Source organism: Streptomyces sp. NPDC050508 (genome assembly GCF_040655155.1).
Classification (GTDB): domain Bacteria; phylum Actinomycetota; class Actinomycetes; order Streptomycetales; family Streptomycetaceae; genus Streptomyces.
Map to the genome: position 1 here is coordinate 269,430 of NZ_JBFAJJ010000012.1, position 23,929 is coordinate 293,358.

The 23,929-nt window shown below is 70.8% G+C and carries 22 protein-coding genes; 9 read left to right on the plus strand and 13 right to left on the minus strand.

The features are described from left to right. Positions 1 to 73 precede the first annotated feature (73 nt). The gene (locus AB0I69_RS31705; protein ID WP_363099159.1) at positions 74 to 1,891 is read left to right on the plus strand and encodes a beta-galactosidase family protein; all 1,818 of its coding nucleotides are present in this window, start codon (positions 74 to 76) and stop codon (positions 1,889 to 1,891) included. Here AB0I69_RS31705 and AB0I69_RS31710 read toward each other — a convergent pair. The 3 genes from AB0I69_RS31710 to AB0I69_RS31720 form a co-directional block, all read right to left on the minus strand. Next, positions 1,822 to 3,090: a VWA-like domain-containing protein gene (locus tag AB0I69_RS31710; RefSeq protein WP_363099160.1), complete on the minus strand. Its 1,269-nt coding sequence runs from the start codon at positions 3,088 to 3,090 to the stop codon at positions 1,822 to 1,824. The genes AB0I69_RS31705 and AB0I69_RS31710 overlap by 70 nt on opposite strands. Positions 3,091 to 3,116: 26 nt before the next feature. Continuing rightward, complete coding sequence (locus tag AB0I69_RS31715) at positions 3,117 to 4,358, minus strand: AAA family ATPase (protein WP_363099161.1); 1,242 nt, start codon at positions 4,356 to 4,358, stop codon at positions 3,117 to 3,119. A gap of 80 nt (positions 4,359 to 4,438) precedes the next feature. Next, positions 4,439 to 5,854, minus strand: coding sequence for a hypothetical protein (locus AB0I69_RS31720; RefSeq protein WP_363099162.1), 1,416 nt, complete (start codon positions 5,852 to 5,854; stop codon positions 4,439 to 4,441). A gap of 171 nt (positions 5,855 to 6,025) precedes the next feature. On the opposite strand from AB0I69_RS31720, the gene AB0I69_RS31725 reads away from it, so the two are divergent. Continuing rightward, positions 6,026 to 6,907, plus strand: coding sequence for a hypothetical protein (locus AB0I69_RS31725; RefSeq protein ID WP_363099163.1), 882 nt, complete (start codon positions 6,026 to 6,028; stop codon positions 6,905 to 6,907). A 258-nt stretch (positions 6,908 to 7,165) separates the two neighbouring features. On the opposite strand, the gene AB0I69_RS31730 is transcribed toward AB0I69_RS31725, so the two are convergent. Further along, positions 7,166 to 8,071: an SDR family oxidoreductase gene (locus tag AB0I69_RS31730; RefSeq protein WP_363099164.1), complete on the minus strand. Its 906-nt coding sequence runs from the start codon at positions 8,069 to 8,071 to the stop codon at positions 7,166 to 7,168. A gap of 5 nt (positions 8,072 to 8,076) precedes the next feature. After that, positions 8,077 to 8,847, minus strand: a complete 771-nt coding sequence (locus AB0I69_RS31735; RefSeq protein WP_363099165.1) for an SDR family oxidoreductase — start codon at positions 8,845 to 8,847, stop codon at positions 8,077 to 8,079. An 85-nt stretch (positions 8,848 to 8,932) separates the two neighbouring features. Between AB0I69_RS31735 and AB0I69_RS31740 the strand changes: the two genes are divergently transcribed. From AB0I69_RS31740 to AB0I69_RS31755, 4 genes are read left to right on the plus strand one after another with little or no spacing between them, the layout of a single operon-like run. Then, positions 8,933 to 9,706, plus strand: coding sequence for an enoyl-CoA hydratase family protein (locus AB0I69_RS31740; RefSeq protein WP_363099166.1), 774 nt, complete (start codon positions 8,933 to 8,935; stop codon positions 9,704 to 9,706). Then, a complete protein-coding gene (locus AB0I69_RS31745; protein WP_363099167.1) occupies positions 9,703 to 10,551 on the plus strand; it encodes a CoA-transferase in 849 nt (282 codons plus the stop codon). The genes AB0I69_RS31740 and AB0I69_RS31745 overlap by 4 nt, the downstream gene beginning before the upstream one ends. Beyond that, positions 10,551 to 11,294 (plus strand): CoA-transferase, encoded by a 744-nt coding sequence (locus tag AB0I69_RS31750; RefSeq protein ID WP_363099168.1) that lies wholly within the window; start codon positions 10,551 to 10,553, stop codon positions 11,292 to 11,294. The genes AB0I69_RS31745 and AB0I69_RS31750 overlap by 1 nt, the downstream gene beginning before the upstream one ends. Beyond that, positions 11,294 to 12,346: a nitronate monooxygenase gene (locus tag AB0I69_RS31755; RefSeq protein ID WP_363099223.1), complete on the plus strand. Its 1,053-nt coding sequence runs from the start codon at positions 11,294 to 11,296 to the stop codon at positions 12,344 to 12,346. Before AB0I69_RS31750 ends, AB0I69_RS31755 begins: the two co-directional genes overlap by 1 nt. Before the next feature lie 44 nt (positions 12,347 to 12,390). On the opposite strand, the gene AB0I69_RS31760 is transcribed toward AB0I69_RS31755, so the two are convergent. From AB0I69_RS31760 to AB0I69_RS31770, 3 genes are read right to left on the minus strand one after another with little or no spacing between them, the layout of a single operon-like run. Beyond that, positions 12,391 to 13,548, minus strand: coding sequence for an acetyl-CoA C-acetyltransferase (locus AB0I69_RS31760; protein ID WP_363099169.1), 1,158 nt, complete (start codon positions 13,546 to 13,548; stop codon positions 12,391 to 12,393). A gap of 26 nt (positions 13,549 to 13,574) precedes the next feature. Next, the gene (locus AB0I69_RS31765; protein WP_363099170.1) at positions 13,575 to 14,186 is read right to left on the minus strand and encodes a TetR/AcrR family transcriptional regulator; all 612 of its coding nucleotides are present in this window, start codon (positions 14,184 to 14,186) and stop codon (positions 13,575 to 13,577) included. 39 nt (positions 14,187 to 14,225) lie between these two features. Further along, the gene (locus AB0I69_RS31770; RefSeq protein WP_363099171.1) at positions 14,226 to 15,014 is read right to left on the minus strand and encodes an SDR family oxidoreductase; all 789 of its coding nucleotides are present in this window, start codon (positions 15,012 to 15,014) and stop codon (positions 14,226 to 14,228) included. A 49-nt stretch (positions 15,015 to 15,063) separates the two neighbouring features. Between AB0I69_RS31770 and AB0I69_RS31775 the strand changes: the two genes are divergently transcribed. Beyond that, positions 15,064 to 16,203, plus strand: a complete 1,140-nt coding sequence (locus AB0I69_RS31775; protein ID WP_363099172.1) for an acyl-CoA dehydrogenase family protein — start codon at positions 15,064 to 15,066, stop codon at positions 16,201 to 16,203. Next, positions 16,203 to 17,168, plus strand: a complete 966-nt coding sequence (locus tag AB0I69_RS31780) for an acyl-CoA dehydrogenase family protein (RefSeq protein ID WP_363099173.1) — start codon at positions 16,203 to 16,205, stop codon at positions 17,166 to 17,168. Before AB0I69_RS31775 ends, AB0I69_RS31780 begins: the two co-directional genes overlap by 1 nt. On the opposite strand, the gene AB0I69_RS31785 is transcribed toward AB0I69_RS31780, so the two are convergent. The 3 genes from AB0I69_RS31785 to AB0I69_RS31795 are packed head-to-tail and all read right to left on the minus strand — an operon-like array spanning position 17,146 to position 20,126. Beyond that, positions 17,146 to 18,792 (minus strand): cytochrome bc complex cytochrome b subunit, encoded by a 1,647-nt coding sequence (locus AB0I69_RS31785; protein WP_363099174.1) that lies wholly within the window; start codon positions 18,790 to 18,792, stop codon positions 17,146 to 17,148. The two genes, AB0I69_RS31780 and AB0I69_RS31785, sit on opposite strands and share 23 nt — an antisense overlap. Before the next feature lie 54 nt (positions 18,793 to 18,846). Further along, on the minus strand, positions 18,847 to 19,410 hold the full coding sequence (locus AB0I69_RS31790; RefSeq protein ID WP_363099175.1) for a HutD family protein: 564 nt from the start codon (positions 19,408 to 19,410) through the stop codon (positions 18,847 to 18,849). Then, positions 19,407 to 20,126 (minus strand): VWA domain-containing protein, encoded by a 720-nt coding sequence (locus tag AB0I69_RS31795; RefSeq protein ID WP_363099176.1) that lies wholly within the window; start codon positions 20,124 to 20,126, stop codon positions 19,407 to 19,409. Before AB0I69_RS31795 ends, AB0I69_RS31790 begins: the two co-directional genes overlap by 4 nt. Before the next feature lie 116 nt (positions 20,127 to 20,242). Between AB0I69_RS31795 and AB0I69_RS31800 the strand changes: the two genes are divergently transcribed. Next, positions 20,243 to 21,079 carry a chitosanase gene (locus AB0I69_RS31800; protein WP_363099177.1) on the plus strand — a complete coding sequence of 279 codons (837 nt, stop codon included), beginning with the start codon at positions 20,243 to 20,245 and terminating at the stop codon, positions 21,077 to 21,079. 6 nt (positions 21,080 to 21,085) lie between these two features. On the opposite strand, the gene AB0I69_RS31805 is transcribed toward AB0I69_RS31800, so the two are convergent. Beyond that, positions 21,086 to 22,072 carry a hypothetical protein gene (locus AB0I69_RS31805; RefSeq protein ID WP_363099178.1) on the minus strand — a complete coding sequence of 329 codons (987 nt, stop codon included), beginning with the start codon at positions 22,070 to 22,072 and terminating at the stop codon, positions 21,086 to 21,088. A 29-nt stretch (positions 22,073 to 22,101) separates the two neighbouring features. Further along, the gene (locus tag AB0I69_RS31810; RefSeq protein WP_363099179.1) at positions 22,102 to 23,862 is read right to left on the minus strand and encodes a polysaccharide deacetylase family protein; all 1,761 of its coding nucleotides are present in this window, start codon (positions 23,860 to 23,862) and stop codon (positions 22,102 to 22,104) included. Between the last annotated feature and the right edge of the window lie 67 nt (positions 23,863 to 23,929).

The window sequence follows — 23,929 nt, forward strand, 5'->3', positions numbered from 1 at the left end:
CCGTCCATCCGTCCAAGTAGCGGTGATCTTTGTCCATGGACGTGATCGGCGCCAAGGGGTGAGAGTCGGGGGCATGGGCGAGTTCACGGTGGGCGACAGGGACTTTCTGCTGGACGGGCGGCCGGTGCGGCTGCTGTCCGGGGCGCTGCACTACTTCCGGGTGCACGAGGCGCATTGGGGGCACCGGCTGGCGATGCTGCGGGCGATGGGCCTCAACTGCGTGGAGACGTACGTCCCGTGGAACCTGCACGAGCCGGCGCCGGGCGACTTCCGGGACGTACAGGCGCTCGGCCGGTTCCTGGACGCGGCGCGGGAGGCGGGCCTGTGGGCGATCGTGCGCCCGGGGCCGTACATCTGCGCGGAGTGGGAGAACGGCGGGCTGCCGCACTGGCTGACGGGCGAACTGGGGCCACGCGCGCGTACGCGTGACGAACGCTTCCTGGGGCACCTGGAGCGCTGGTTCCACCACCTGCTGCACGAGGTCGTGCCCCGCCAACTCGACCGCGGCGGCCCGGTGATCATGGTGCAGGTCGAGAACGAGTACGGCAGCTACGGCTCCGACGCGGTCTATCTACGACGTCTGGCGGACCTGCTGCGCGACAAGGGGGTCACGGTCCCGCTGTGCACCTCGGACGGTCCCGAGGACCACATGCTGGGCGGCGGTTCGGTCCCCGGTGTCCTGGCGACGGTGAACTTCGGGTCCCACGCGCGCGTGGCCTTCGAGACACTGCGGCGGCACCGCCCCGAGGGGCCGCTGATGTGCATGGAGTTCTGGTGCGGCTGGTTCGACCACTGGGGCGGCGAGCATGTCGTACGCGATGCCGAGGACGCGGCGGACGCCCTGCGGGAGATCCTGGAGTGCGGTGCGTCGGTCAACGTCTACATGGCGCACGGCGGCACCAACTTCGCGGGCTGGGCGGGCGCCAACCGGGGCGGCGGCGCCCTGCACGAGGGCCCGTTGGAGCCCGATGTGACGTCGTACGACTACGACGCCCCGATCGACGAGTACGGGCGCCCCACGGACAAGTTCTGGCGCCTGCGCGAGGTGTTCGCCGCGTACACGGACGGCCCGCTGCCCGAACTCCCGCCCGCCCCCGCGCCGTTGGGCACCCCGGCCGAGGTGCGCCTGACCGGCTGGGCACCCCTGGCCGACGTATTGGAGGCACATGGTGGACCGGAGTCGGAGGGCCCCGTGCCGCCGACCTTCGAGGAACTGGACGTGGACCGGGGCATCGTCCGCTACGAAGTGACTGTGCCGGGACCGCGCGCGCCCTATCCGATCGTCGCGCGCGGACTGCGGGACCTGGCCGTGGTGTACGTCGACGGGGAGCGGGCCGGGGTGCTCACGGAGGGCGACGAGGAGCTCAAGGAGCCCGTCGCCGGGCACGCGCGCGTGGAGCTGTGGGTGGAGTCCCTGGGGAGGGCCAACTACGGTCCGCGGCTCGGGGAGCCGAAGGGGATCACCGGGGGGCTGTTGCACGAGCGGCAGTATCTGCACGGGGTACGCGCGCGTGGGCTGCGGTTGGACGCGCTGGACGAGGTCGAGGGGGTTCCGTTGCGGGAGCTGCCCCCGGACGGCTCCCCCGGGTTGTACCGCGGCACCGTCGAGGTGCGTGGTGCCGGGGACGCCGCGCTCGAACTGCCGGGCTGGACGCGGGGGTTCGTGTGGGTCAACGGGTTCAATCTGGGGCGGTACTGGTCGGCCGGGCCGCAGCGGGAGTTGTACGTCCCCGGGCCCGTTCTGCGGGAGGGCGTGAACGACGTGTGGGTCCTGGAGCTCCAAGAGGCGCCGTTCACCGGGAGGTCCGTCACCTTGCGCGCTCATCGGGAAACGGGGGCGGACCCGATCTCGACCACCCGCGCCCAGTCGGGCGGTGTGTCCGGCACGTAGTCGGGATCGTCCTCGTCGTAGGACCTGTTCGCGTACGGTCGCGGGAACAGGCCCACCACCGTCCGGCACGGCGGTCGCCTCTCCGGCCAGGGTGTCTGGCCGTCGGTGAGGACCACGACGGCGTCGGGCCGGGGCTGGGCGCGCAGCGCCTTGGCGAAGCCGGTGCGCAGGTCCGTACCGCCGCCGCCCAGCAGGGGAATGCCCTCGGCGCGGCACAGCGGATGCGCGAACTCGGCCGCCGCGTCGCACGGCACCACGGTGACCAGGTCGCGGCGCCCGCCCACGGCCCTTGAGATCGCGGCGACTTCGAGGAGCGCGCTGCCCAACTCGGCGTCGCTGACCGACCCGGAGGTGTCGATCACCACGCACACCCGGGGCGGTCTGCGGCGCAGGCTCGGCAGCACGATGCCGGGCAGCGACGCCGAGCGGCGCGATGGCCTGCCGTAGGTGTAGTCCTCGCCCGCGCCGGGAGCGGAGACCGCCGAGCGGACCGCCGCGCCCAGCAACTCCCGCCAGGGCTGCGGCGGATGGAACGCCTCCTCCGCCCACCGCCGCCACCCGCTGGGGGCGCTGCCGGGGCGGCCGGTGATGCCCTGCGCCACCCGGAAGCGGACGGCGTCGCGTTCCTGCTCACTGAGCCCGTCTGCGCCGTCCGGCCCCAACTCCCAGCCCCGGTCGAGTCCGTCGGCGCCGCTGCCGCAGTCCAGCCAGGCCAAGTCCTGGGTACGCGGCCCGAGTTGGAACCAGCGCAGGTAGTCCTCCATCAGGTTCCCGGTGGGCAGCCCCAACGCCCCCGGCTGGACCGCGCCTTCGGGGACGACCAGGCCGTCGCCGAACACGTCGTCGTTGATCTCGAAGTCGGCGGCGATGTTCATCCGCAACCGCTCCCCCGGGCCGGTGAGTTGGCGCTCGCGGGCGACCCGGTCGCTGCGGCCGTGGTGGTCGCGCAGCAGGTGCGACACCTCGTGGACCCAGACACCGGCCAGATCCTCGACGGACATCCGGTCCACGAACCCCGGCGAGACATAGCAGCGCCAGTGCCGGTCGACAGCCATCGTCGGGACCTGCCGCGACTCGACGGTGTGCAGCGCGAACAGGGCCGTCGCGAGGTAGGGGCGGACGCGGGCGGCGTAGAGGCGGGCGGCGAAGAGCTTGTCGAGGTCGAGGGCGCCCTCCCCATTGGCTACGGACGTGTTCATCGGTCGCCCTTTGGCTACGGACGTGTTCATCGGCCGCTCTTCACGGCCACGGCGGCGCGGTCCGCCCGCTGCGACAGGGCGACCACTCCGGCGAGTTGCTCGATGGACGCGGGAACGTCCCAGTCCTCCCGGCGCAGCGAGGCGAGAGTCGTCGCGGGCACGACGACCAGGTCCGGGGCGCCGGTCTCCAACGCCCGGACCAGGAGCGCCCACGCCGCGTCCCAGCGGGCCCTGTCGGGACGGTTACGGACCGCGGCCACCACTCCGTCGAGCACGGCTTGCCGTAGATCCCCGCGCTCGGGCAGCTCACCGGCCGTCGGATCGGCGAGGAACGTCTCGGGGTCGGGAAGGTCCATCCGGTCCACACCGGCCAGCAGTTCCAGGCCCGGACCGTCCCCCACCGTGCCCCTGACGAGCAGAGACAGCACTTCACGGGAGGAACCGGCGGCGGTCGCGAACGCGATCAGGCTCATCGCCATCTCCCAACTCCGGGGCGACGGCCAGGCACCGCCGCGCCGCGCCTCGCTGCTGGGCAGTCGGTGCACGAGCTTGGGGCGGCCGGTGAGCAGCCCGCACACCGCGCGGCGCGCGAAGTCCACGGCCTCCGGCAGCTTCTCCGGGTCGAGCCGCGGCAGGGTCGCCCGGGGCCAGGTGCCACCGAGTCCGCGTACGACGACCTCGTGGTCGTGGGTCCACTGAAGGTGCACGAAGCGGTTCGCCAGCGGCGGGCTCAACTCCCAGCCGTCGGCCGCCGAGGACCGCGGGTTGGCGGCGGCCACGATCCGTACCCCGGGCGGCAGTTGCAGCGCACCGATCCGTCGCTCCAGCACCAGCCGGAGCAGCGCGGCCTGCACGGCGGGCGGCGCGGTCGACAACTCGTCCAGGAACAACAGCCCCCGGCCCGCCCGCACGAGCCGTACGGCCCAGTCCGGCGGGGCCATCGGGACGCCCTGCTCGGCGGGATCGTCGCCCACGACGGGCAGCCCGGAGAAGTCGGACGGCTCGTGGACGCTGGCGATCACCGTGGTCAACGGCAGGTCCAGGGCGGCGGCGAGCTGGGTCAGCGCCGCCGTCTTGCCGATACCCGGCTCGCCCCACAGCAGCACGGGGAGGTCGGCGGCGACGGTCAGGGTCAGGGCCTCCAGCTGGGTGTCGGGGCGGGGTTCGGTGGTGGTGGCGCGCAAGAGGGTCAACAGGTCGCCGGCGATGTCTAGTTGGGAGGCTTGGGAGGGGGTGCTGGTCGCGGCGTACAGGGTGCGTGTGGGCATATGTGGTCACCTTTGGGTTGTGGTGGGGCGTGCGTGGGTGAGGTCGGAGCGCGTGCGGGCGGGGCTGAAGTCCCGTGCGGTCAGCGGCCGGTGGTGCGGCGGGGTCGGAGCTTCTGGGCACGCGGAAGTCCCGGGAAGAAGTGGCCGGATCGAGGTCCGGGTCCGGTCAGGCCCGCCCTGAACAGCCCGTACGCGAGCCGCCGTTCGGCCGCCGCCCGCAGTTCGTCCCGCAGCGCGCCGCCACGCAGCACCGCGTCAGGACCGAGCAGTCCTTCTACGACGGCCAGCGCGCCGGCGGTGTCCCCGTGGATGAGGCGTTCGCGCACGCCGGTGAGGCAGTCCGGGTGGCGGTGTGCCTCGTCGATGGCCTGGAGGCAGGGCAGCGGGGTGCCGGTCAGCGCGACCAGCAGTTCCTCGCGACGGATCTCGGCGGGATCGTGGTCCAGGGGCGCGAGCACCCCGTCGACCAGACCGATCCGGTGCCGGGCGCCCCGGCAGTCGACCAGGTGCGGTTGCCCTGCCCGGTCCGGCATCGGCGCGGAACCGTCCGGCCGGGGGCGATCCGGTACGAGTGCGGCGGCGACCAGCGGATGGAGTTGGCCGGCGTCGATCGAACCGGTGCGGAGGAGTTCCAGGTCGGGCAGGACCCAGGTCGCCGCGTCGGGCAGGACCGGCAGCGCGGCGGCACTGCCGTCGGTCGGCGCCGGTGCGATACGCAGGGTGTCCGCGGCCGGATCCGGGTCCAGGGTGAGGAGCAGCCGCCGCCGGGAGCCGAGCCGTACCGTGACGGGACCGGTCGTGCGTCCCTCGGCATGGAGTCCGTCGGTGTGGAGTCCTTCGGCGTGGAGCAGAATCGCCGCCTCGGCCGCCCATCGGTCGACGGCGCAGTGGCGTGCTTCCGGCACCTTCTCCAGCGACTCCAGCACCTCCAACGGGTCCGGCAGCTCTGGCCGATCCGCCCCGGAGCGGGCCCGCAGCTCACCGCTCCTGCCCGCGTCCCACAGGTGTCGGTGCAGGTCGAGGCGGAACCCTCGGCTGGGCCGTGGATGCGGATGTCGGCGGGCGTCGGCGTCGCGACGCGTGCCGTCCCACAGCGCGAGGCTGATGCGCTGGCCGCCGTCCGCCCAGGCGGGTGGAGTCCGGACCACCAGGTGCGGCGGGCCCGCCGCATCGTCGCCGTAGCGGGCCAGGGTGAGGGTCAGTCCCGGGCGCAGCAGCCCGTCAGGGGCGATCCTCGGCAGATGCCAGCGGAGCAGGTCAGGGGCGATTCGACGGAGATCGGCGCGGACCCGGGCGGCCAGTTCCCGGCCGTGGGTGCGCGCTACGGACCGTAGGTCGAGATCGATGTCGACGCCGGCAGCGGCGCAGGCGCCCGCCCAGTCCCCGGCGTGCCGACGGGCCGTAGCGGTCTCGATCATGGAGGGCGGCACGGCGAACTCGCGCACGCGCAGCCAGAAGGAAAGTCGGGAATTCCCGTTCGCGGTGTGAGGGAGCATCAGCACTCACCTTGCGCGGACGGGACCCCCATTCTGTGAACAGAGTGAGTCGTCATCGCGGGGAGCATAGCCTTCCCGGCCGCGATCTGTCAGGGGGATTTCAGAGGCGTGCATTCGTGCGCACCGGCATAGAGTGGATGCGGGTTCAGGGCGTCTCTGGGGGTTGTGGACGTGGCGGACGACGGACCGGTCGAGCACGGCTACCCGCACCTCGATACGGTGCGGGACGCCATCACCGCGCTCTACAAGCGGTTGTCCTACGACACCGTCCAGACGTTCGCGACGAGCGTGGCCCCCGTCGACGTGGCCTTCTGCGACACGGACGACCTGCACCTGGGCGCACAGCGGGTGGCCCACGAGATGGTCCGGCACTACCGGCTTCCGGACGCCCGGCCGATCATCAGCTTCCGTGAGATGACGCATGCGGCGAACGTCGAACTGGCCGCCGGGCCCGAGTACTTCATCGAGTTGAACGACCGGTTCCGCACGCATCGTCGGGACATCGGCGCGGCTCTCGCGCACGAGGTGATGCACGTCTATCTGCACCGCCTCGACCTGTCGTTCCCCGGCACCCGCGAGAACGAGATCCTCACGGACACGGCGGCGACGTATCTGGGCGCGGGGTGGTTGCTGCTGGACGCGTATCGGGAGGACTCGGCGTCCTCGCAGAAGCTCGGGTATCTCACGCCGGAGGAGTTCGGGTACGTCCTCGCGAAGCGTGCCCTGGTCTTCGGTGAGGATCCCTCGGTGTGGTTCACCAGCCCGCAGGCCTACACGGCGTACGTCAAGGGGATGGCCCAGGCCCGGCGTGACGAGGAGCAGCCTCCGCTGACGGCGGCGGGGTGGGCGGGGCGGCGACGGTATGCCCATGACCGGCGGCACGGGCCCGGAGTGCAGAAGGGGGTGCCGTACTCCTTCTCCCCGGACAGTGGCGGGAGTCTACGGGTGTCGTTCCCGTGCCCTACGTGTCATCAGCGAATCAGGGTGCCGGTGCGGGGGCGGGTACGGGCGAGGTGTTCTCTGTGCCGGACGGTGTTGGAGTGCGATACGTAAGTCCCTTCCAGGTGACCGGTGTTGAAGCGGGCGTCCTGGGGGCTCCGCCCCCAGACCCCCGGCCTATGCCCACCCACCACCCGTCTCGGTCGGCCAGGAAGTGGACGCACAGCGGCAGACTCGGTCGGCCGAGAAGTCGACGTACGGAAGCATCTCGGTCGGCCGAAACGCAGACGTACGGAAGCAGCGCGGTCGGCCGAAACGCAGACGTACGGAAGCAGCGCGGTCGGTCGAGAGAGGGAGGCGCCGCCCCTCCACCTACGCCCCGTACACCGCCCCCGGCACCCCCGCCTCCCCCAACAACTTCAGCACCGTCTCCCCCACCTCCCCCACACCCCACCGCTCCCCCTTGTCCGCACCGGGCCCCGCCCGCCACCCCTCCATCACGGTGATCCGCCCACCCTCAGCCTCGAAAACCCGCCCGGTGACCCCAGCCGCCTCCGCGGACCCCAGCCACACCACCAACGGCGACACATTCTCCGGCGCCATCGCATCGAACCCGGAGTCGGGCGCGGTCATCGTCTCCGCGAAGGTGTGTTCCGTCATGCGGGTCCGTGCCGCGGGGGCGATCGCGTTGACCTGGACGCCGTAGCGGGCGAGTTCGGCTGCCGCGACCAGGGTCAGGCCGATGATGCCGGCCTTGGCGGCGCTGTAGTTGCCCTGTCCGATCGAGCCCAACAGCCCTGCTCCGCTACTGGTGTTGATGATCCGGGCGACCGGAGTGCGGCCGGCTTTCGCCTCCGCCCGCCAGTGGGCCGCCGCGTGTTTCAGAGGCAGGAAGTGCCCCTTCAGATGGACCCGCATCACCGCGTCCCAGTCGTCCTCGTCGAGGTTGACGAGCATCCGGTCGCGCAGGTAACCCGCGTTGTTGACAAGGGTGTCGAGCCGGCCGTAGGTCTCCAGCGCGGTCGCGACCAGGGACGCGGCACCGGCGGCCGTGGCGATGTCGCCGCCGTGGGCCACCGCCTCGCCGCCCGCCGCGCGGATCTCGGCGACGACCCGCGCGGCCGGGCTGTCGGGGTCCGGGGTGCCGTCGAGGCCGACGCCGAGGTCGTTGACGACCACCCGGGCGCCCTCTGCGGCGAACGCGAGGGCGTGGGCACGGCCGAGCCCCCGCCCCGCGCCGGTGACGACGACCACCCGCCCGTTACAGATTCCGCTCATCTCGATCACCCTTCAACTCGCTTCCCCTTGTTGGCAGTTGCCGCGTCCAGGAACGCGGGCCGTTCCCCGCCCCCGTGCACCAGAAGGCTCGCCCCGCTGATGTAGGCGGCTGCGTCGGAGGCCAGGAAGACCGCCGCCGCGCCGATGTCGGAGGGGTCGGCGAGCCGGCCGAGCGGGACGGTGCGGGAGACGGCCGCGATGGCGTCCTCGCCGCCGTAGTGGAGGTGGGACAGTTCCGTACGGACCATGCCGACGACGAGGGTGTTGACGCGGATGTCCGGCGCCCACTCCACCGCCATCGAACTCGCCAGGTTCGCAAGGCCGGCCTTGGCCGCCCCGTACGCCGCCGAACCGGGCGAGGGCCGGCTGCCGCTGACGCTGCCGATCATCACGACCGAGCCCTTGGCCCGCTTGAGGTGCTCGTACGCGGCGAGGGAGGCGGTGAGCGGTGCGAGGAGGTTCAACTCGATGATGCGCGCGTGGCGTTCGGCCTCCGCGTCGACGAGTGGGCGGTACGGTGCGCCGCCCGCGTTGTTGACGAGGACGTCGAGCCGGGGCAGCGCGGCGAAGAACTCCCGTACGGCGTCCGGGTCGCGCAGGTCCAGGGGCCTGAACTCGGTCCCCTCGACCGGGACTTCGGGCGGTCTGCGCGCACAGGTCAGCACCTCGGCACCGGCCTCGACGAAGGCCCGTGCGATACCGGCGCCGACGCCTCGGGTGCCGCCGGTGACGAGGACGGACCGGCCGTTCAGCGGACGGTCGGGGGAGTTGTCCACAGGGCCTCCCGCTCGGATACTCCGGCTGCTAGCTTCGAAGCCTCGCACCTAACAAATGTTTGGTGGAAAGGTAGCTGATGCGTCCATGGGTGTCTCCACCTCTCCCTCGAAAAAGGGGCCCGAAAAAAATGGCGTCGCCGTCGTCACGGTCGACTTCCCGCCGGTGAACGCGCTGCCGGTGGACGGCTGGTTCGCGCTGGCCGACGCCGTGCGCGCGGCCGGGCGTGACCGCGATGTGCGCTGTGTGGTGCTGGCGGCCGAGGGGCGGGGATTCAACGCGGGCGTGGACATCAAGGAGATACAGGCGCGGGGGCAGTCGGCCCTGGTCGGGGTGAACCGGGGCTGTTTCGAGGCGTTCGCCGCGGTGTACGAGTGCGAGGTGCCGGTCGTCGCTGCCGTGCAGGGATTCTGTCTGGGCGGGGGTATCGGGCTGGTGGGCAACGCGGACGTGATCGTGGCGAGCGAGGACGCCACCTTCGGCCTGCCCGAGCTGGACCGGGGCGCGCTGGGCGCCGCCACGCATCTGGCCCGGCTGGTCCCGCAGCACCTGATGCGCGCCCTGTACTACACCTCGCGTACGGCGACGGCGGCCGAGCTGCACGCGCACGGCTCGGTGTGGCGGGTCGTGCCGCGCGAGGAACTGCTGTCCGCCGCCCTGGAGTTGGCGGGCGAGATAGCCGCCAAGGACGGCGAGCTGATCCGGCTCGCCAAGTCCGCGATCAACGGTATCGACCCCGTCGACGTCCGCCGCAGTTACCGCTTCGAGCAGGGCTTCACCTTCGAGGCGAGCGTCAGCGGGGTGGCCGACCGGGTGCGTGACACGTTCGGAAGGGACGGAAAGGAGGGTGGTGAGCAGTGACCGACAAGACGATGACCGCCGATGAGGTCGTCTCCCGGTTGACGAGCGGCATGACCTTGGGCATCGGCGGCTGGGGTTCCCGACGGAAGCCGTTGTCCCTGGTCAGGGCGCTGCTGCGGAGCGACATCGACGATCTCACCCTGGTCTCGTACGGCGGCCCGGACGTCGGGATGCTGGTGGCGGCCGGCCGGGTCCGCAAGCTGGTGGCGGCCTTCGTCACCCTCGATTCCGTCCCGCTCGAACCGCACTACCGGGCGGCTCGCGAGCGCGGGGCGTTCGAGCTGATGGAGGTCGACGAGGCCATGTTCATGTGGGGTCTGCGCGCGGCGGCGAACCGGCTGCCGTTCCTGCCGGTGCGCGCGGGTATCGGTTCGGACGTCATGCGGGTCAATTCCGGCCTGCGGACGGTCACTTCGCCGTACGAGGACGGGGAGACGTTCGTGGCGATGCCCGCGCTGCGGCTGGACGCGGCCCTGGTGCACGTCAACCGCGCCGACCGGCTGGGCAACGGGCAGTATCTGGGCCCGGACCCGTACTTCGACGACCTGTTCTGCGAGGCGGCGGACGCGGCCTATGTCTCCTGCGAACGGATCGTGGACACGGCCGAGTTGACGAAAGAGGCGCCGTCTCAGTCGCTGCTCGTCAAGCGGCTGAGCGTGACCGGCGTGGTCGAGGCTCCGGGCGGCGCCCACTTCACGTCGTGCGCTCCCGACTACGGCAGGGACGAGGACGTCCAGCGGCTGTACGCGACGACGCCCTGGGCGGAGTTCGCCGAGCGCTTCCTGGCCGGTGACGAACAGGCCTACGGGTCGGCCGTGCGGAACTGGCAGGAGGAGCAAGGGTGATGGACGTATCGCGCACGGACGTACGGCGCTCCGAGTACTGCGTGATCGCCTGTGCCGAGGCCTGGCGCGACGCCGGGGAGATCCTGGCGAGCCCGATGGGGCTGATCCCGTCCGTCGGCGCGCGGCTGGCCCGGCTCACCTTCGCGCCCGACCTGTTGCTGACCGACGGCGAGGCGATGATCGTCCGCCCGGACGGCACGCCCGAGGGCTGGTTGCCGTACCGACAGCACCTGGCCCTGGTGTCCGGCGGGCGGCGGCACGTGATGATGGGCGCGAGCCAGATCGACCGGTACGGCAACCAGAACATCTCGTGCATCGGCGACTGGGCGCGACCCACGCGGCAGTTGCTCGGGGTGCGCGGGGCGCCGATCAACACACTGAACAATCCGACGAGTTACTGGATACCGCGGCACTCTCCGCGGGTGTTCGTGGAGAAGGTCGACATGGTGTGCGGGGTGGGGTACGACCGGGTCGCCGAGCATCCCGGCACGGGGCGCTTCCACCGGATCCCGCGGGTCGTGTCCGACCTCGGCGTCTTCGACTTCGCGACCCCCGACCGCTCGATGCGGCTGGCCTCGCTGCATCCCGGGGTGAGTGTGGAGCGGGTGCGGGAGGCTACGGGGTTCGCGTTGACGGTGCCGGACGAGGTGCCGTACACGCGGGAGCCGACCGAGGAGGAGTTGCGGCTGATCCGTGAGGTGATCGACCCCGCCGACAGCCGCCTCAGAGAAGTGAGTTCGTGATGGAGACCGCGCTGACCCGGCTGGTCGGGGTCCGGCATCCGATCGTGCAGACGGGCATGGGCTGGGTGGCGGGCCCGCGCCTGGTGTCGGCCTCGGCGAACGCGGGAGCGCTGGGCATCCTGGCCTCCGCGACCATGACCACCGACCGGCTCCGGGAGGCGATTCGCGAGGTCAAGTCCCGTACGCAGGCGCCGTTCGGGGTGAATCTGCGCGCGGACGCGGCGGACGCCGGTGACCGGGTGCGGATCATGATCGAGGAGGGCGTACGGGTCGCGTCCTTCGCGCTCGCGCCCTCTGCCGAGCTGATCGCCGAGTTGAAGGAGGCGGGCGTCGTCGTGATCCCGTCGATCGGGGCGCGGCGGCACGCGGAGAAGGTCGCCGCGTGGGGCGCGGACGCGGTGATCGTGCAGGGCGGGGAGGGTGGCGGGCACACCGGGGAGGTGGCGACGACGGTGTTGTTGCCGCAGGTCGTGGACGCGGTGGACATACCGGTCGTGGCGGCGGGCGGGTTCTTCGACGGGCGGGGGCTGGTCGCGGCGCTGGCGTACGGGGCGGCGGGGGTCGCGATGGGCACGCGTTTCCTGCTCACCTCGGACTCGACGGTCCCGGACGCGGTGAAGGCGGCCTATCTGGCGGCGACGGTCAAGGACGTCACGGTCACGACGGCGGTCGACGGTCTTCCGCACCGCATGCTCCGTACGGAACTGGTGGACGCCTTGGAGAACTCCGGCCGTACGCGGACCCTGTTGCGGGCGATACGTCGGGCGGCCGGTTTCCGCGAGCTGTCGGGGCTGACCTGGCGGGGCATGATCCGCGACGGTCTCGCCATGAAGCACGGCAGGGAGCTGACGTGGGGCCAGGTCCTGCTGGCCGCGAACACGCCGATGCTGCTCAAGGCGTCGATGGTGGACGGGCGGACGGATCTGGGCGTGATGGCCTCCGGGCAGGTCGCCGGGGTGATCGACGATCTGCCGTCGTGTGCGGAGCTGGTGCGGCGGGTGATGAAGGAGGCCGACGAGGTGTTGTGGACGCTGGTCCGGGCCGACGCCTGAGCTGCGGGCCGGGCAGGTAAGGGCGCGGCCCGGGCCTGGGCTGCTCAGAGCCGTTCGATGATCGTCACGTTGGCCTGCCCGCCGCCCTCGCACATGGTCTGGAGGCCGAACCGGCCGCCGGTGCGCTCCAGTTCGTGCAGGAGGGTGGTCATGAGCTTGACGCCGGTCGCGCCGAGCGGGTGGCCGAGGGCGATGGCGCCGCCGTTGACGTTGACCCGGTCGGGGTCGGCGCCCGTCTCCTTCAGCCAGGCCAGGACGACGGGTGCGAAGGCCTCGTTGATCTCGACGAGGTCGATGGCGTCGATGGAGAGGCCGGTCTTCTTCAGGGCGTGGGCGGTGGCCGGGATGGGGGCCGAGAGCATCCGGATGGGGTCCTCGCCGCGGACGGAGAGGTGATGGACGCGGGCCCTGGGCCGCAGCCCGTGTTCCCGCACCGCGCGTTCCGAGGCGAGCAGCATCGCCGCCGCGCCGTCGGAGACCTGGGAGGAGCAGGCGGCGGTGATGGTGCCGCCGTCGACGACCGGTTTCAGTCCGGCCATCTTCTCCAGCGAGGTGTCCCGCCGTGGGCCCTCGTCGACCGTGACCGTGCCGTACGCCACCGTCTCCCGTGCGAAGCGGCCCTCGTCGATGGCGTGCAGGGCCCGCCGGTGCGAGCGGAGCGCGAACTCCTCCTGGTCCTGCCTGCTGATCCCCCACTTCGCGGCGATCATCTCGGCACCGGCGAACTGGTTGACGGGCCGTGTCCCGTACCGCGCGCGCCAGCCGTCGCTGCCCGCGAAGGGTCCCTCCGTGAGCCCGAGCGGTTCGGCGGCCTGGCGGGAGGCGAAGGCGATGGGGATGAGAGACATGTTCTGGACGCCGCCGGCGACGACCAGGTCCTGGGTGCCGGACAGCACGCCCTGCGCGGCGAAGTGCACGGCCTGCTGCGAGGACCCGCACTGCCGGTCCACCGTCACCCCCGGCACCTCTTCGGGGAGCCCGGCCGCCAGCCAGGCGGTCCGCGCGATGTCCCCGGCCTGGGGACCCACCGCGTCCAGGCATCCGAAGACGACGTCCTCGACGGCGGCGGGATCGACCCCCGAGCGCGCGACCAACGCCTTCAGCACATGCGCCCCGAGGTCGGCGGGATGCACCGCACTGAGCCCTCCCCGGCGGCGCCCGACGGGCGTACGGACCGCTTCGACGATGTAGGCCTCGGCCATGTCAACTCCCCATACAGACCAGTGAGTTACGTGCGTACGGCGATCCCGTCCAGCACCATCGACAGGTACTGCCGGGCGATCTCCTCCGCGCTGTGCTGTCCGCCCGGCCGGTACCAGGAGGCGGCGACCCACACCGTGTCCCGCACGAAGCGGTAGGTGAGCCGGACGTCGAGGTCGGCCCGGAAGACCCGGGCGGCGACCCCGCGCTCCAGCGTGGACAGCCACGCCTTCTCGAACTTGCGCTGCGACTCGGCGAGGAACGCGAACCGCTCCTGCGCGACCAGTTGCTTGCTCTCCTTCTGGTAGATGGCGACGGCGGCACGGTGCCGGTCGATCTCCCGGAACGACTCGGTGACCAGGGCCTCCAACGTCCCCCGCGGACTCAACTCGGCGTCCAGGACGGTGTCGTAGCCGCCCCACAGCTCGTCGAGGAAGGTCCGCAGGATCTCCTCCAGCATCGATTCCTTGGAGTCGAAGTGGTAGTAGAGGCTGCCCGCGAGCATGCCCGCGTGGTCGGCGATCTTCCGTACGGTGGTGGCGTTGTACCCCTGCTCGGCGAAGACCTCGGCGGCCGTGTCGAGGAGTTCACGACGGCGGGCCGGAGCGGCGGTCACCGGGGGCTTCTTCTTGGTCGGCACGGGACCATTGTCGTGCCCCTCGTACGACCTCTCGCGCCGCTACGCATGCTGGCTGCTCACGGAGACGGTCTCGCCGGTCATGTACGAGGAGTAGTCCGAGGCCAGGAACACGATCACGTTGGCCACCTCCCAGGGCTCCGCGTACCGCCCGAAGGCCTCGCGAGCGGTGAGTTCAGCGAGCAGCTCGGGCGTCGTGACCTTCACCAGGTGCGGGTGCATGGCGAGGCTCGGCGACACCGCGTTCACCCGCACCCCGTACTCCGCGGCCTCGATGGCCGCGCACCGGGTCAGCGCCATCACGCCCGCCTTGGCCGCCGCGTAGTGCGCCTGTCCGGCCTGGGCGCGCCAGCCGACGACGGAGGCGTTGTTGACGATCACTCCGCCGCCGGTCCCGCGCATCGCCCGGAGGGCCGCGCGGGTGCAGCGGAACGTGCCGTTCAAGGTCACGTCCAGCACCCGCATCCACTGTTCGTCGGTCATGTCGACGAGGTCCGAAGTCCCGCCCAGGCCCGCGTTGTTGACGACGACGTCGAGGCGTCCGTGCGCGGTGACGGCCGCGTCGAACAGAGCTTCCACCTGGGCCTCGTCAGTCACATCGCACGGCAGCGCGGCGACCGACTCCGACCCGAACTCCCCGGTCAACTCGGCCTCGTACTCCTTGAGCCGTCGCGCGTGTGCGTCGCTGATCAGCACGCGCGCGCCCTCCTCCAGGAAACGGCGCGCGGTGGCCCCGCCGATGCCCGCGCCTGCGGCGGCGGTGACGACGGCGGTGCGCCCCTTCAACAGCCCGTGCCCGGGGACGTATGCCGGACTCTCGACGCCTGTCATGGGGCCACGCTAACCTACCAAACACTTGTTAGGGAAGGATGGGCGGTCAATGGACCTGGACTTCACTCCCGGCCAGGAGGCGTTCCGCGCCGAGGCCCGCGCCTGGCTGCACGCGCACGTGCCGACCGTCCCGCTCCCCTCCCTGGAAACGGCCGACGGCTTCGCCGCGCACCGCGGCTGGGAGGCCCAACTCGCCGCGGACCGCTGGTCGGTGGTGTCCTGGCCCGAGGAGTACGGCGGCCGGGGCGTGGACATTGTGCGGTGGCTGGTCTTCGAGGAGGAGTACTACGCGGCCGGCGCGCCGGGCCGGGTCGGCCAGAACGGCATCAACCTTCTCGCCCCGACCCTCTTCGACCACGGCACACGCGAGCAACGCGCGCGCGTGCTGCCGTCGATGGCGACCGGCGAGGTGGTGTGGGCGCAGGCGTGGTCGGAGCCGGAGGCGGGTTCGGATCTGGCGTCCCTCACCTCGCGGGCAGTGCGCGCGGACGGGGGCTGGCTGGTGAGCGGCCAGAAGACGTGGTCGTCGCGCGCGGCCTTCGCGGACCGCGCGTTCGGCCTGTTCCGCAGCGAGCCGGACACCCCGAAGCCCCATCAGGGCCTCACCTACCTGATGTTCGACCTGCGCGCGCCCGGCGTCACGGTCCGCCCGATCGGCCGCCTCGACGGCAAACCGGCCTTCGCGGAGCTGTTCCTGGACGGGGTGTTCGTCCCCGACGAGGACGTGATCGGCGAGCCGGGCCAGGGCTGGCGGGTCGCCATGTCGACCGCGGGCAACGAACGCGGGCTCACCCTCCGCTCCCCCGGCCGCTTCCTCGCCGCCGCCGACCGCCTCCTCAACCTCTGGCGGACGCAGGGCAGTTCACCCACCACAAGGGACCGGGTGGCGGACGCGGTGATCGGCGCCCGCGCCTACCAGCTCTTCACCTACGCCAACGCCTCCCGTTTCCTCGACGGCGAGTCCATCGGCCCGGAGTCCAGCCTGAACAAGGTCTTCTGGTCCGAGTACGACATCGCCCTGCACGAGACGGCCCTCGAACTGCTGGGCGCGGACGGTGAGTTGGCGGACACCGACTGGGCCGAGGGCTATGTCTTCTCCCTCGCGGGCCCCATCTACGCCGGGACGAACGAGATCCAGCGCGACATCATCGCCGAGCGCCTGCTCGGCCTGCCGAAGGGACGCCGCTGATGCGCTTCCTCCTCGACACCGAACAGCGGGCGTTCGCCGACTCGTTGGACGCGATGCTGACGGCCGCGGACACTCCGTCGGTCGTACGGTCCTGGAGCCGCGGCGGGCATGCGAGCGGGCGGGCCCTGTGGCGCCGTATCGCGGAGGCGGGGGTGTTCGCGCTGGCGGTGCCGGAGGCGTACGAGGGGCTGGGACCCCGGCCGGTCGAACTCGCCGTGGCGTTCGTGGAGTTGGGGCGGCACGCGGTTCCGGGACCCCTGGTGGAGACGGTCATGGCGGCAGCGCTGCTGACCGAACCCGGGCTCGCCAAGCGGCTGTTGCCCGCGCTGGCGTCGGGTGAGGCGATGGCGACGGCGGCACCGGCGGGGTCGTACGCACTGGACGGTGATGCGGCGACGACCCGCCTGAGCTGGGACGCCGACGGTCTGCGGCTGGCCCCCGGGCACGGGCCGGTCCGCACGTCCCTCGACCCGGCGCGCCGTCTCACCCCCCTCCTCCCTGGCGGCGAACTCCTCACCCCGGACCCACCCGTCACTCAAGCCCTCACCTGGGCCCGTCTCGCGACCGCCGCCCAGGCCCTCGGCGTCGGTCTCGCGCTGCTCGACAGGACCGTCGCCCACGTCAGGCAGCGCACCCAATTCGGTGTCCCCATAGGCTCGTTCCAGGCCGTGAAGCATCAACTGGCCGATGCGAAGATCGCGTTGGAGTTCGCGCGCCCGCTGCTCTTCGGCGCCGCGCTCACCATGACGGAGGCGGACGTGGCCGCGGCCAAGGTCACGGCGTGCGAGGCGGCGTACGCGACGGCGCGTACGGCGCTTCAGCTGCACGGGGCGATCGGCTACACCGCGGAGTACGACCTGTCGCTGTGGCTGACCAAGGCCCGTGCCCTGCGCGCTAGTTGGGGCGACCCGGGTGAGTGCCGGGCCACCGTACTCGAAGGCTTCAGTGGTGGTCGCCGCTCGTGAGTTCCTTGTATTCCTCCACCGTCGGCTTCGGGATCTGCGCCTCGGACCCGAACATCGCTTTGGCCAGCCGCGCCCGCACCCGCTGTCCACCCTTGACCTGCCGCTCCACCCCGTTGGCGTCGACGAGCGGCCCGATCTCGTAGGGCGGATCCTGCTCGTGCTGGGTGAGCCTGAACCGCTCGTCCGAGGCGAGGGGTTCGTGGACCTCGACGTACTCGCCGTGCGGCAGCATCTTGATGAGGCCGGACTCGCGGCCGTGCAACACCTTGTCCCGGTCCCGGCGTTGGAGCCCCATGCAGACCCGTTTGGTGGCGATGAAGGCGAGCACCGGCACCGCGAAGAAGCCGACACGCACGAACCAGGTGATCGCGTTGATCGACAGATCGAGATGGGTGGCCACGACGTCGTTGCCGCCGCCGATGAGCAGTACCCCGTACAGACTCAGCCAGGCCACCCCGAGCCCGGTGCGCACGGGCATGTTGCGCGGCCGGTCCAGGATGTGGTGTTCGCGTTTGTCGCCGGTGATCCAGGACTCGATGAACGGGTAGGCGCCGATGGCGGCCAGGATCAGCGGGAACAGCGTGAAGGGGATGAAGACGCCCAACTCCAGGGTGTGGCCCCAGGCGTCGATCTCCCATCCCGGCATCACCCTGATCAGCCCCTCGGAGAAGCCGAGATACCAGTCGGGTTGGGCACCGGTCGTCACCAGGTCCGGCCGGTACGGTCCGAAGGCCCACACGGGGTTGATGCTGGCGATCCCGCCCATGATGGCGAGCACCCCGAAGACGAGGAAGAAGAAGCCGCCCGCCTTGGCCATGTAGACGGGCAGGAAGGGCATCCCGACCACGCTCTTCTGGTCGCGTCCGGCCCCGGGGTACTGCGTGTGCTTGTGGTAGAAGACCAGGATCAGGTGCGCGACCACCAGGCCCAGCATGATCCCCGGCAGCACCAGGACATGGATCGGGAAGAGCCGCGAGATGATGTCGTGCCCCGGGAACTCCCCGCCGAACAGGAACATCGACATGTACGTGCCGACGATCGGCATGGACAGGATCGCGCCGTCGGCGAAGCGGATGCCGGTGCCGGACAGCAGGTCGTCGGGGAGCGAGTAGCCGGTCAGCCCGGTGATGATGCCGAGGAACAACAGGGTCCAGCCGAACACCCAGTTGAGCTCGCGCGGCTTGCGGAACGCCCCGGTGAAGAACACCCGCATCATGTGGATGAGCATGCCGGCGATGAAGACGACGGCCGCCCAGTGGTGGATCTGCCGGATCAGCAGCCCGCCGCGCACGTCGAAGCTGATGTCGAGCGTGGACTCGAACGCCCGGGTCATCGGGATGCCGTTCAACGGCGTGTACGAGCCGTGGTAGATGACCTCGACGCCGCTCGGTTCGAAGAACAGGGTGAGATAGACGCCGGTGAGGATCAGGATGATGAAGCTGTAGAGGCAGATCTCGCCCAGCATGAAGGACCAGTGGTCCGGGAAGACCTTGCGCATGTTGGCCTTGGCCAGCGCGTACAGGCCCAGCCGCCCGTCCGCCCAGTCGGCCAGCTTCTCGCCCTTGCCGGCCTCGTCCGGCCGTCCGCCGCCCGCCGTGCCGTTCACCGTTCGTGCGCCGTCCATACGTTCGTCGCCCTCCCCGTCCGGATCACCCCACAGGGTGTCACGGGGCCCCGGCTAAGCCAACGGTGCGTCAGCAGGCAATGACAGCCCGATCACCGCGGCACGCCCCCACGCGTGCAGCACGGCCTCCTCATCGCCCAACTGCACGGCGTCGTAGGGCTCCAGAGTCAGCCCGGCCACCTGGGCGGTCCCGTCGAGCGCCACCACCAGAGCGCCCGCGCACACCCGCAGCCGTCCGCGGACAACGGCGACCGTGGGGGGCGTAGCACCGGCGCCCCGGCGCCACATGACGTTGAGGTTGACGACCGGCCCGTCCAGCAACCGGCAGTCGGTGGGCACATCGCCTCTGAAGTCCCTTGGTGCGTAACGGGTGTTGACGAGCTGCCGGGTGCCGCCGACGGTGAGGTCCATGCCGGCGCCCTCGACGACGGTCAGGGTCCGGTCGACGTCGGGGAAGGCGGAGAACGGCCCGTCCGCCCCGACCTCGGCGAGGCTCACCCGCCACGCGAAGTCGTCCATGTCCGCGCCCTCGGGCCAGGCGGCGATCTCGCGCGTCACACCGCCACCGTTCTTCCAGGGCACGGCAGTTCGGGCCGAGGCGGGCAGGAACCGGGTCACTGGACGATCCCCCGCTCCCGTGCCGTCGCCAGCCACTGCGGGAACTCGCCCACCAGCCGGTCGTACAGCTCCGCGTCGGACATCTTCAGCGGATCCGAACCGGCGTGGAAGAAGCCCGCGTTGTCGACCGCCCGCTTCTCCGGCACCGCCAACTCGTCCAACTTGCGCAGGAATTCGAACTGCTTGCTCTTCGCGTCGCCGAACCCTATGAACTGCCAGAACAGCGGGAGCTTCGCGGCCTTGCACAAGTACCGTTCGGCGGCGAGCTTGTTGATCGGTCCGCCGTCGGTCTGGAAGACGACGAGGGCGGGTTCCTTGGAGCCGCTGTCGAGATAGTGGTCGATGACGGCGTCCATGCCCAGGTGGTAGCTGGTCTTGCCCATGTGCCCGAGCCCGGCCACGATCCGCTCGATACGCCCCTGATGATCGGCGAGCGCGATGTCCGTGACGGCATCGACGTCCGTCGAGAAGAAGAAGACCGGCACGATCCCGTCGTCATCGAGGTGCGCCGACAGGCCCAGCACCCGGTCCGCGAGCGCCTGCACACTGCCGTCCTTGTAGTACGGCTTCATGGAACCCGAGTAGTCGACCACGAGATAGACGGCGGCTCGCTGCCCGTCCAGGCCGTGCTTGCGCAGCGACACCCCGGCGCTCTTGTACAGGCTGACCAGTGCGGGCGCGGTCTCCTCGACCTTGCTGAGCGAGATCGCGGCCACAGGGGCTCCCTTCGGATCACGGCGAAAGCATCGAGGTTACGCCACGCAGGTCCGGCAGTCCCAATGTCCCCCCAACCCCCGGAATAAGGGACGTAACCGCCCCTACGCTGGGCCCCATGAAACGCGTCGGCGTCCTGATGCTCGCCGCCGTACCCGTCGTCCTCGCCGCGACGGCCTACGGCTCCTCACCCACCGCCCACGACGACCCACGTCCCGGGCCCCCGTCCGTCGCGACGCAACGGAGAGCAGCCGTGGGCCTGGCCGCGCCGGCCATGAAGAACCTCGCGCAGGAACTCGTGGCCAGCGCCGAGAACTCGACGCTCGACTGGCGCAGCGCGTACGCCTACATCCAGGACATCGGCGACGGCCAGGGCTACACCGCGGGCATCATCGGCTTCTGCACCGGCACCCACGACCTGCTCGTCCTGGTCGAGCGCTACACCGCGGCCCACCCCGACAACGGCCTCGCCCGCTTCCTCCCCGCCCTGCGCAAGGTCGACGGCACGGACTCCCACCAGGGCCTGGACCCCGGCTTCCAGACCGCCTGGCGCGCCGAGGCGAAGGTCCCCGCCTTCCAGGCGGCGCAGGACGCGGAGCGCGACCGCATCTACTTCGACCCCTCGGTCAGCACCGCCCGACGCGACGGCCTCGGCCCGCTCGGCCAGTTCATCTACTACGACGCGATCGTCTTCCACGGCCCGGGCACGGACGGCTTCTACGGCATCCGGGAGCGCGCGATGCGATTGGCCAAGACCCCGGCCGAAGGAGGCTCCGAGAAGGCCTACTTGAGCGCCTTCCTCGACATCCGGCGCGCCACGATGCGGGCCAAGCACCCCGGCATCGACACCTCCCGCATCGACACGGCCCAGCGAAAGTTCCTGGAGGAGGGGAACCTGGAGCTGCGGACGCCGTTGGTGTGGAAGGTGTACGGGGAGACGTACAAGGTGCCCTAGCGGGGATCACCGCGCCCACTTGTCGCGCAGCACCCGCTCCGCCGGTTTCCCGTGCGGGGTGTACGCCAGCCGCGCCGGTGTCTCCCCGCTGTCCGGCCAGTCGTCCCACATCCACCAGCACACCCCGGCCCACCACCGCCGTCCTTCGAACGAGTCGAGCAACGCCCGGTAGGCGGCGGCCTGTTCGGCATCGCCGGTGGTGTGGCTGACGGTCCAGGAGTACGGCGCCGTCGTGCTGCCGCGCTGGCTGACGTAACCGGCCTCGGTGAACAGGATCCGCCGGCCCTGGCGCTCGGCGTACCCGGCGAGCCTCCTGCGGATCGGCTCCCAGGCGCGGCGCAACGTGCCGGTGTCGTAGGTGGGTTTCGCGGACAGCGGCCAGTAGGCGTCGATGCCGACGAGGTCGAGTTCCTTCCAGAAGTGGATCCGCTCGTACTCGTCGTAGTTGGCGGCGTACGTCAGCGGCCCGTCGTAGTGGTCGCGGACCGCCTTGACGACCTCGGTCCAGGCGGCGGTGTCGCCGGAGACGCCGGCGAGTTCGGTGCCGACCGCGAACTGCTCGGTGCCGGTGTCCGCCGCGAGGTCCGCGTAGTGGGTGATGAAGCGTCGGTACGCGGCGAACCAGGCGGTGCGGTCGTGCGGGCGGATCTCCGCGCGGTCGACGTCGCCGGGCAGGTCCACGTGCGGCTTGATCATCACTTTGAGGCCGGCCCGGTGGGCGCGGTCCACGATGTGCCGCAGGCTCGCGTCGCTCGCGGTCTCCTCCGTGGTGTGCAGCGCGGAGTCGGTGACACGCGTCTGGTACCAGGTCGGCGTGAAGGTGACCCAGCGGGCCCCGGTCGCGTGGATGTCCCGCAGATACCGGGCGGCGGCCGGGCTGTCGTAGTCGGTCCGGTACCAGGACGGCAGCGCGAAACCGCGCATCGTCGAGGTCCCGGCGGGCGGGGTCGCGGACGAACAGCCGCTCACGGCGAGGAGGACCGCCGCCGTCATGGCGACAGTCCCCCTCTTCAGGCGTGCCCTCACAGGCTGGTCGGGCTGACGAAGGTGTAGCCCAGCGCCTTGATGCCGTCGATCGTGTCCTTCAACGGCTGGGTCGGGTAGTACGGGTGGTAGAAGAAGCTGGCGAAACCGTCCCGCACGGCGAGATTGGCCTTCGCCGCGGCGATGAGGTCGACCGGCAGCCTCGGCGGATGGTTGTTGAAGGCCTCCGGCTCGTAATTCCCGATGTTTTCGGGAAGCACTTTGGTCCCGTACACATCACGCACCACATAGGGGAAGAACTGCCCGATGAAGGTGTTGGGACCCGCCGAATTACCGTTGAGCGTTCCGGAGAAATACAGCGACCGTTCGAGCCGTGCCGAGAAATTCGAACTGAAGACCTTGTAGTCCGCGGCCGACCCCGCATAGTGCGGGGTCGTCCAGAGGGTCGGCTTCGGCAGTCCCGCGGCGGTGAACGCCGCGAGCGCGCTCGTGACCCGGCTCTGGGCCCATACCGTGGAGTCCTCGGCGACCGGACCGTCGTAGACGACGTTGTTCGCCGTATCCACGTGTGCCCGGTAGAACTCGAAGTCGTCCCCGGTCACACCGTTGTAGGGATTGGCCACGTTGCTGTACTGGTGTGTGTAGCCGTGGTCCATCAGGACCGCGCCCCGGGCCAGCATGTACTTCAGGGCGCTGACCACCAGCGGCTTCTGCTTGAGGGTGAACGTCTGCGCAATCCCGTTGTTGTAGGTGCCGTTGGGGTCCGTGTAGACGGGAATCACATTGATCCCGTAGGGAATGTGCTGCGAGTACAGATAGTCGGCCATGGTCCGCAACTCGGTGGGATCCGAGTTGGGGCTGATGTCCTCCAGGCGCACCATCGCGCGGTGCTGTGTGGCGGTGGCCGGTGCGAGCGCGTCGAAGAGCAGGTCCTCGAAGGCGATGACACGGTCGGTCTCGGAGACGTAGGCGAAGGGGACTTCACCGATGTAGGTGAGGTTGGACGAGCGGATCGCCCATCCGAAGGTGTGGCCGTTCGAGCTGTCGAGGCCCTCCGCGAGCCGGGTGACCGCCGGATAGCCCGTCCCCGTCAGGACGTTGGGGCGCAGCACGCCGCCGTCCTGCCCAGCGGGGATGGTCCGGGTGAGGGTCTGGCCCTTGTACGACACCTGCGTCACCGTGCCGACCGAGCCGCCGTCCTCGAAGTACGAGGTCGTCGGGTCCCAGCCGTACTTCTGGCTGAACTGGGCCACGCCGTCGGCGTTCGCCATGTTCCAGATGTTGTCGCCGATCCAGGTCACGGGCTTGGTGGTGGCCGTCGCGTCCTGGTAGAACGCGGCCGGGACCGCGTCCGGGATGGTGCCGCCGTAGTACGTCGAGCCGATGTAGACGACGGCCGAGTACGAGTCGAGCATCCCGGCGGTGTACTGCTGGACGGGCTTGGCCGTCACGGTGCCGAAGTGGCCCGCGAGGTTGGCCGCGGCCATCGCGTACAGCTCGCCCAACTGCCCGTAGGGGCCCGCCGTGTCGTAGAGCACGAGGGTGGTCGGAGCGGTGACGGCGGTCGGCGACAGCAGCTCGGCCTGCCGGTTCACCGCCGGCACGGAGGTGAGCGGGATCCCGGTGGTGCTCGCCAGGGTGGTCGCGGTCTTCGGGTGCGGCTGGGCGCGCCGTGCGGTGTCGGCCGTGAGCTGGGTGCTCACCCAGCCCTTGAGGTCGACGCGGCTCAGCCCGGACTTGGGAGCGACGTTCTCACCAGGATGCCGGCTCCCCCCGGCGGCCTGGGCGCCCGTCGCCATAAACGTGCCGCTGAGCAGAGCAGCGACGAGTAGTGGAACGAATGAAAGTCTTGGTCTCACGATCTTT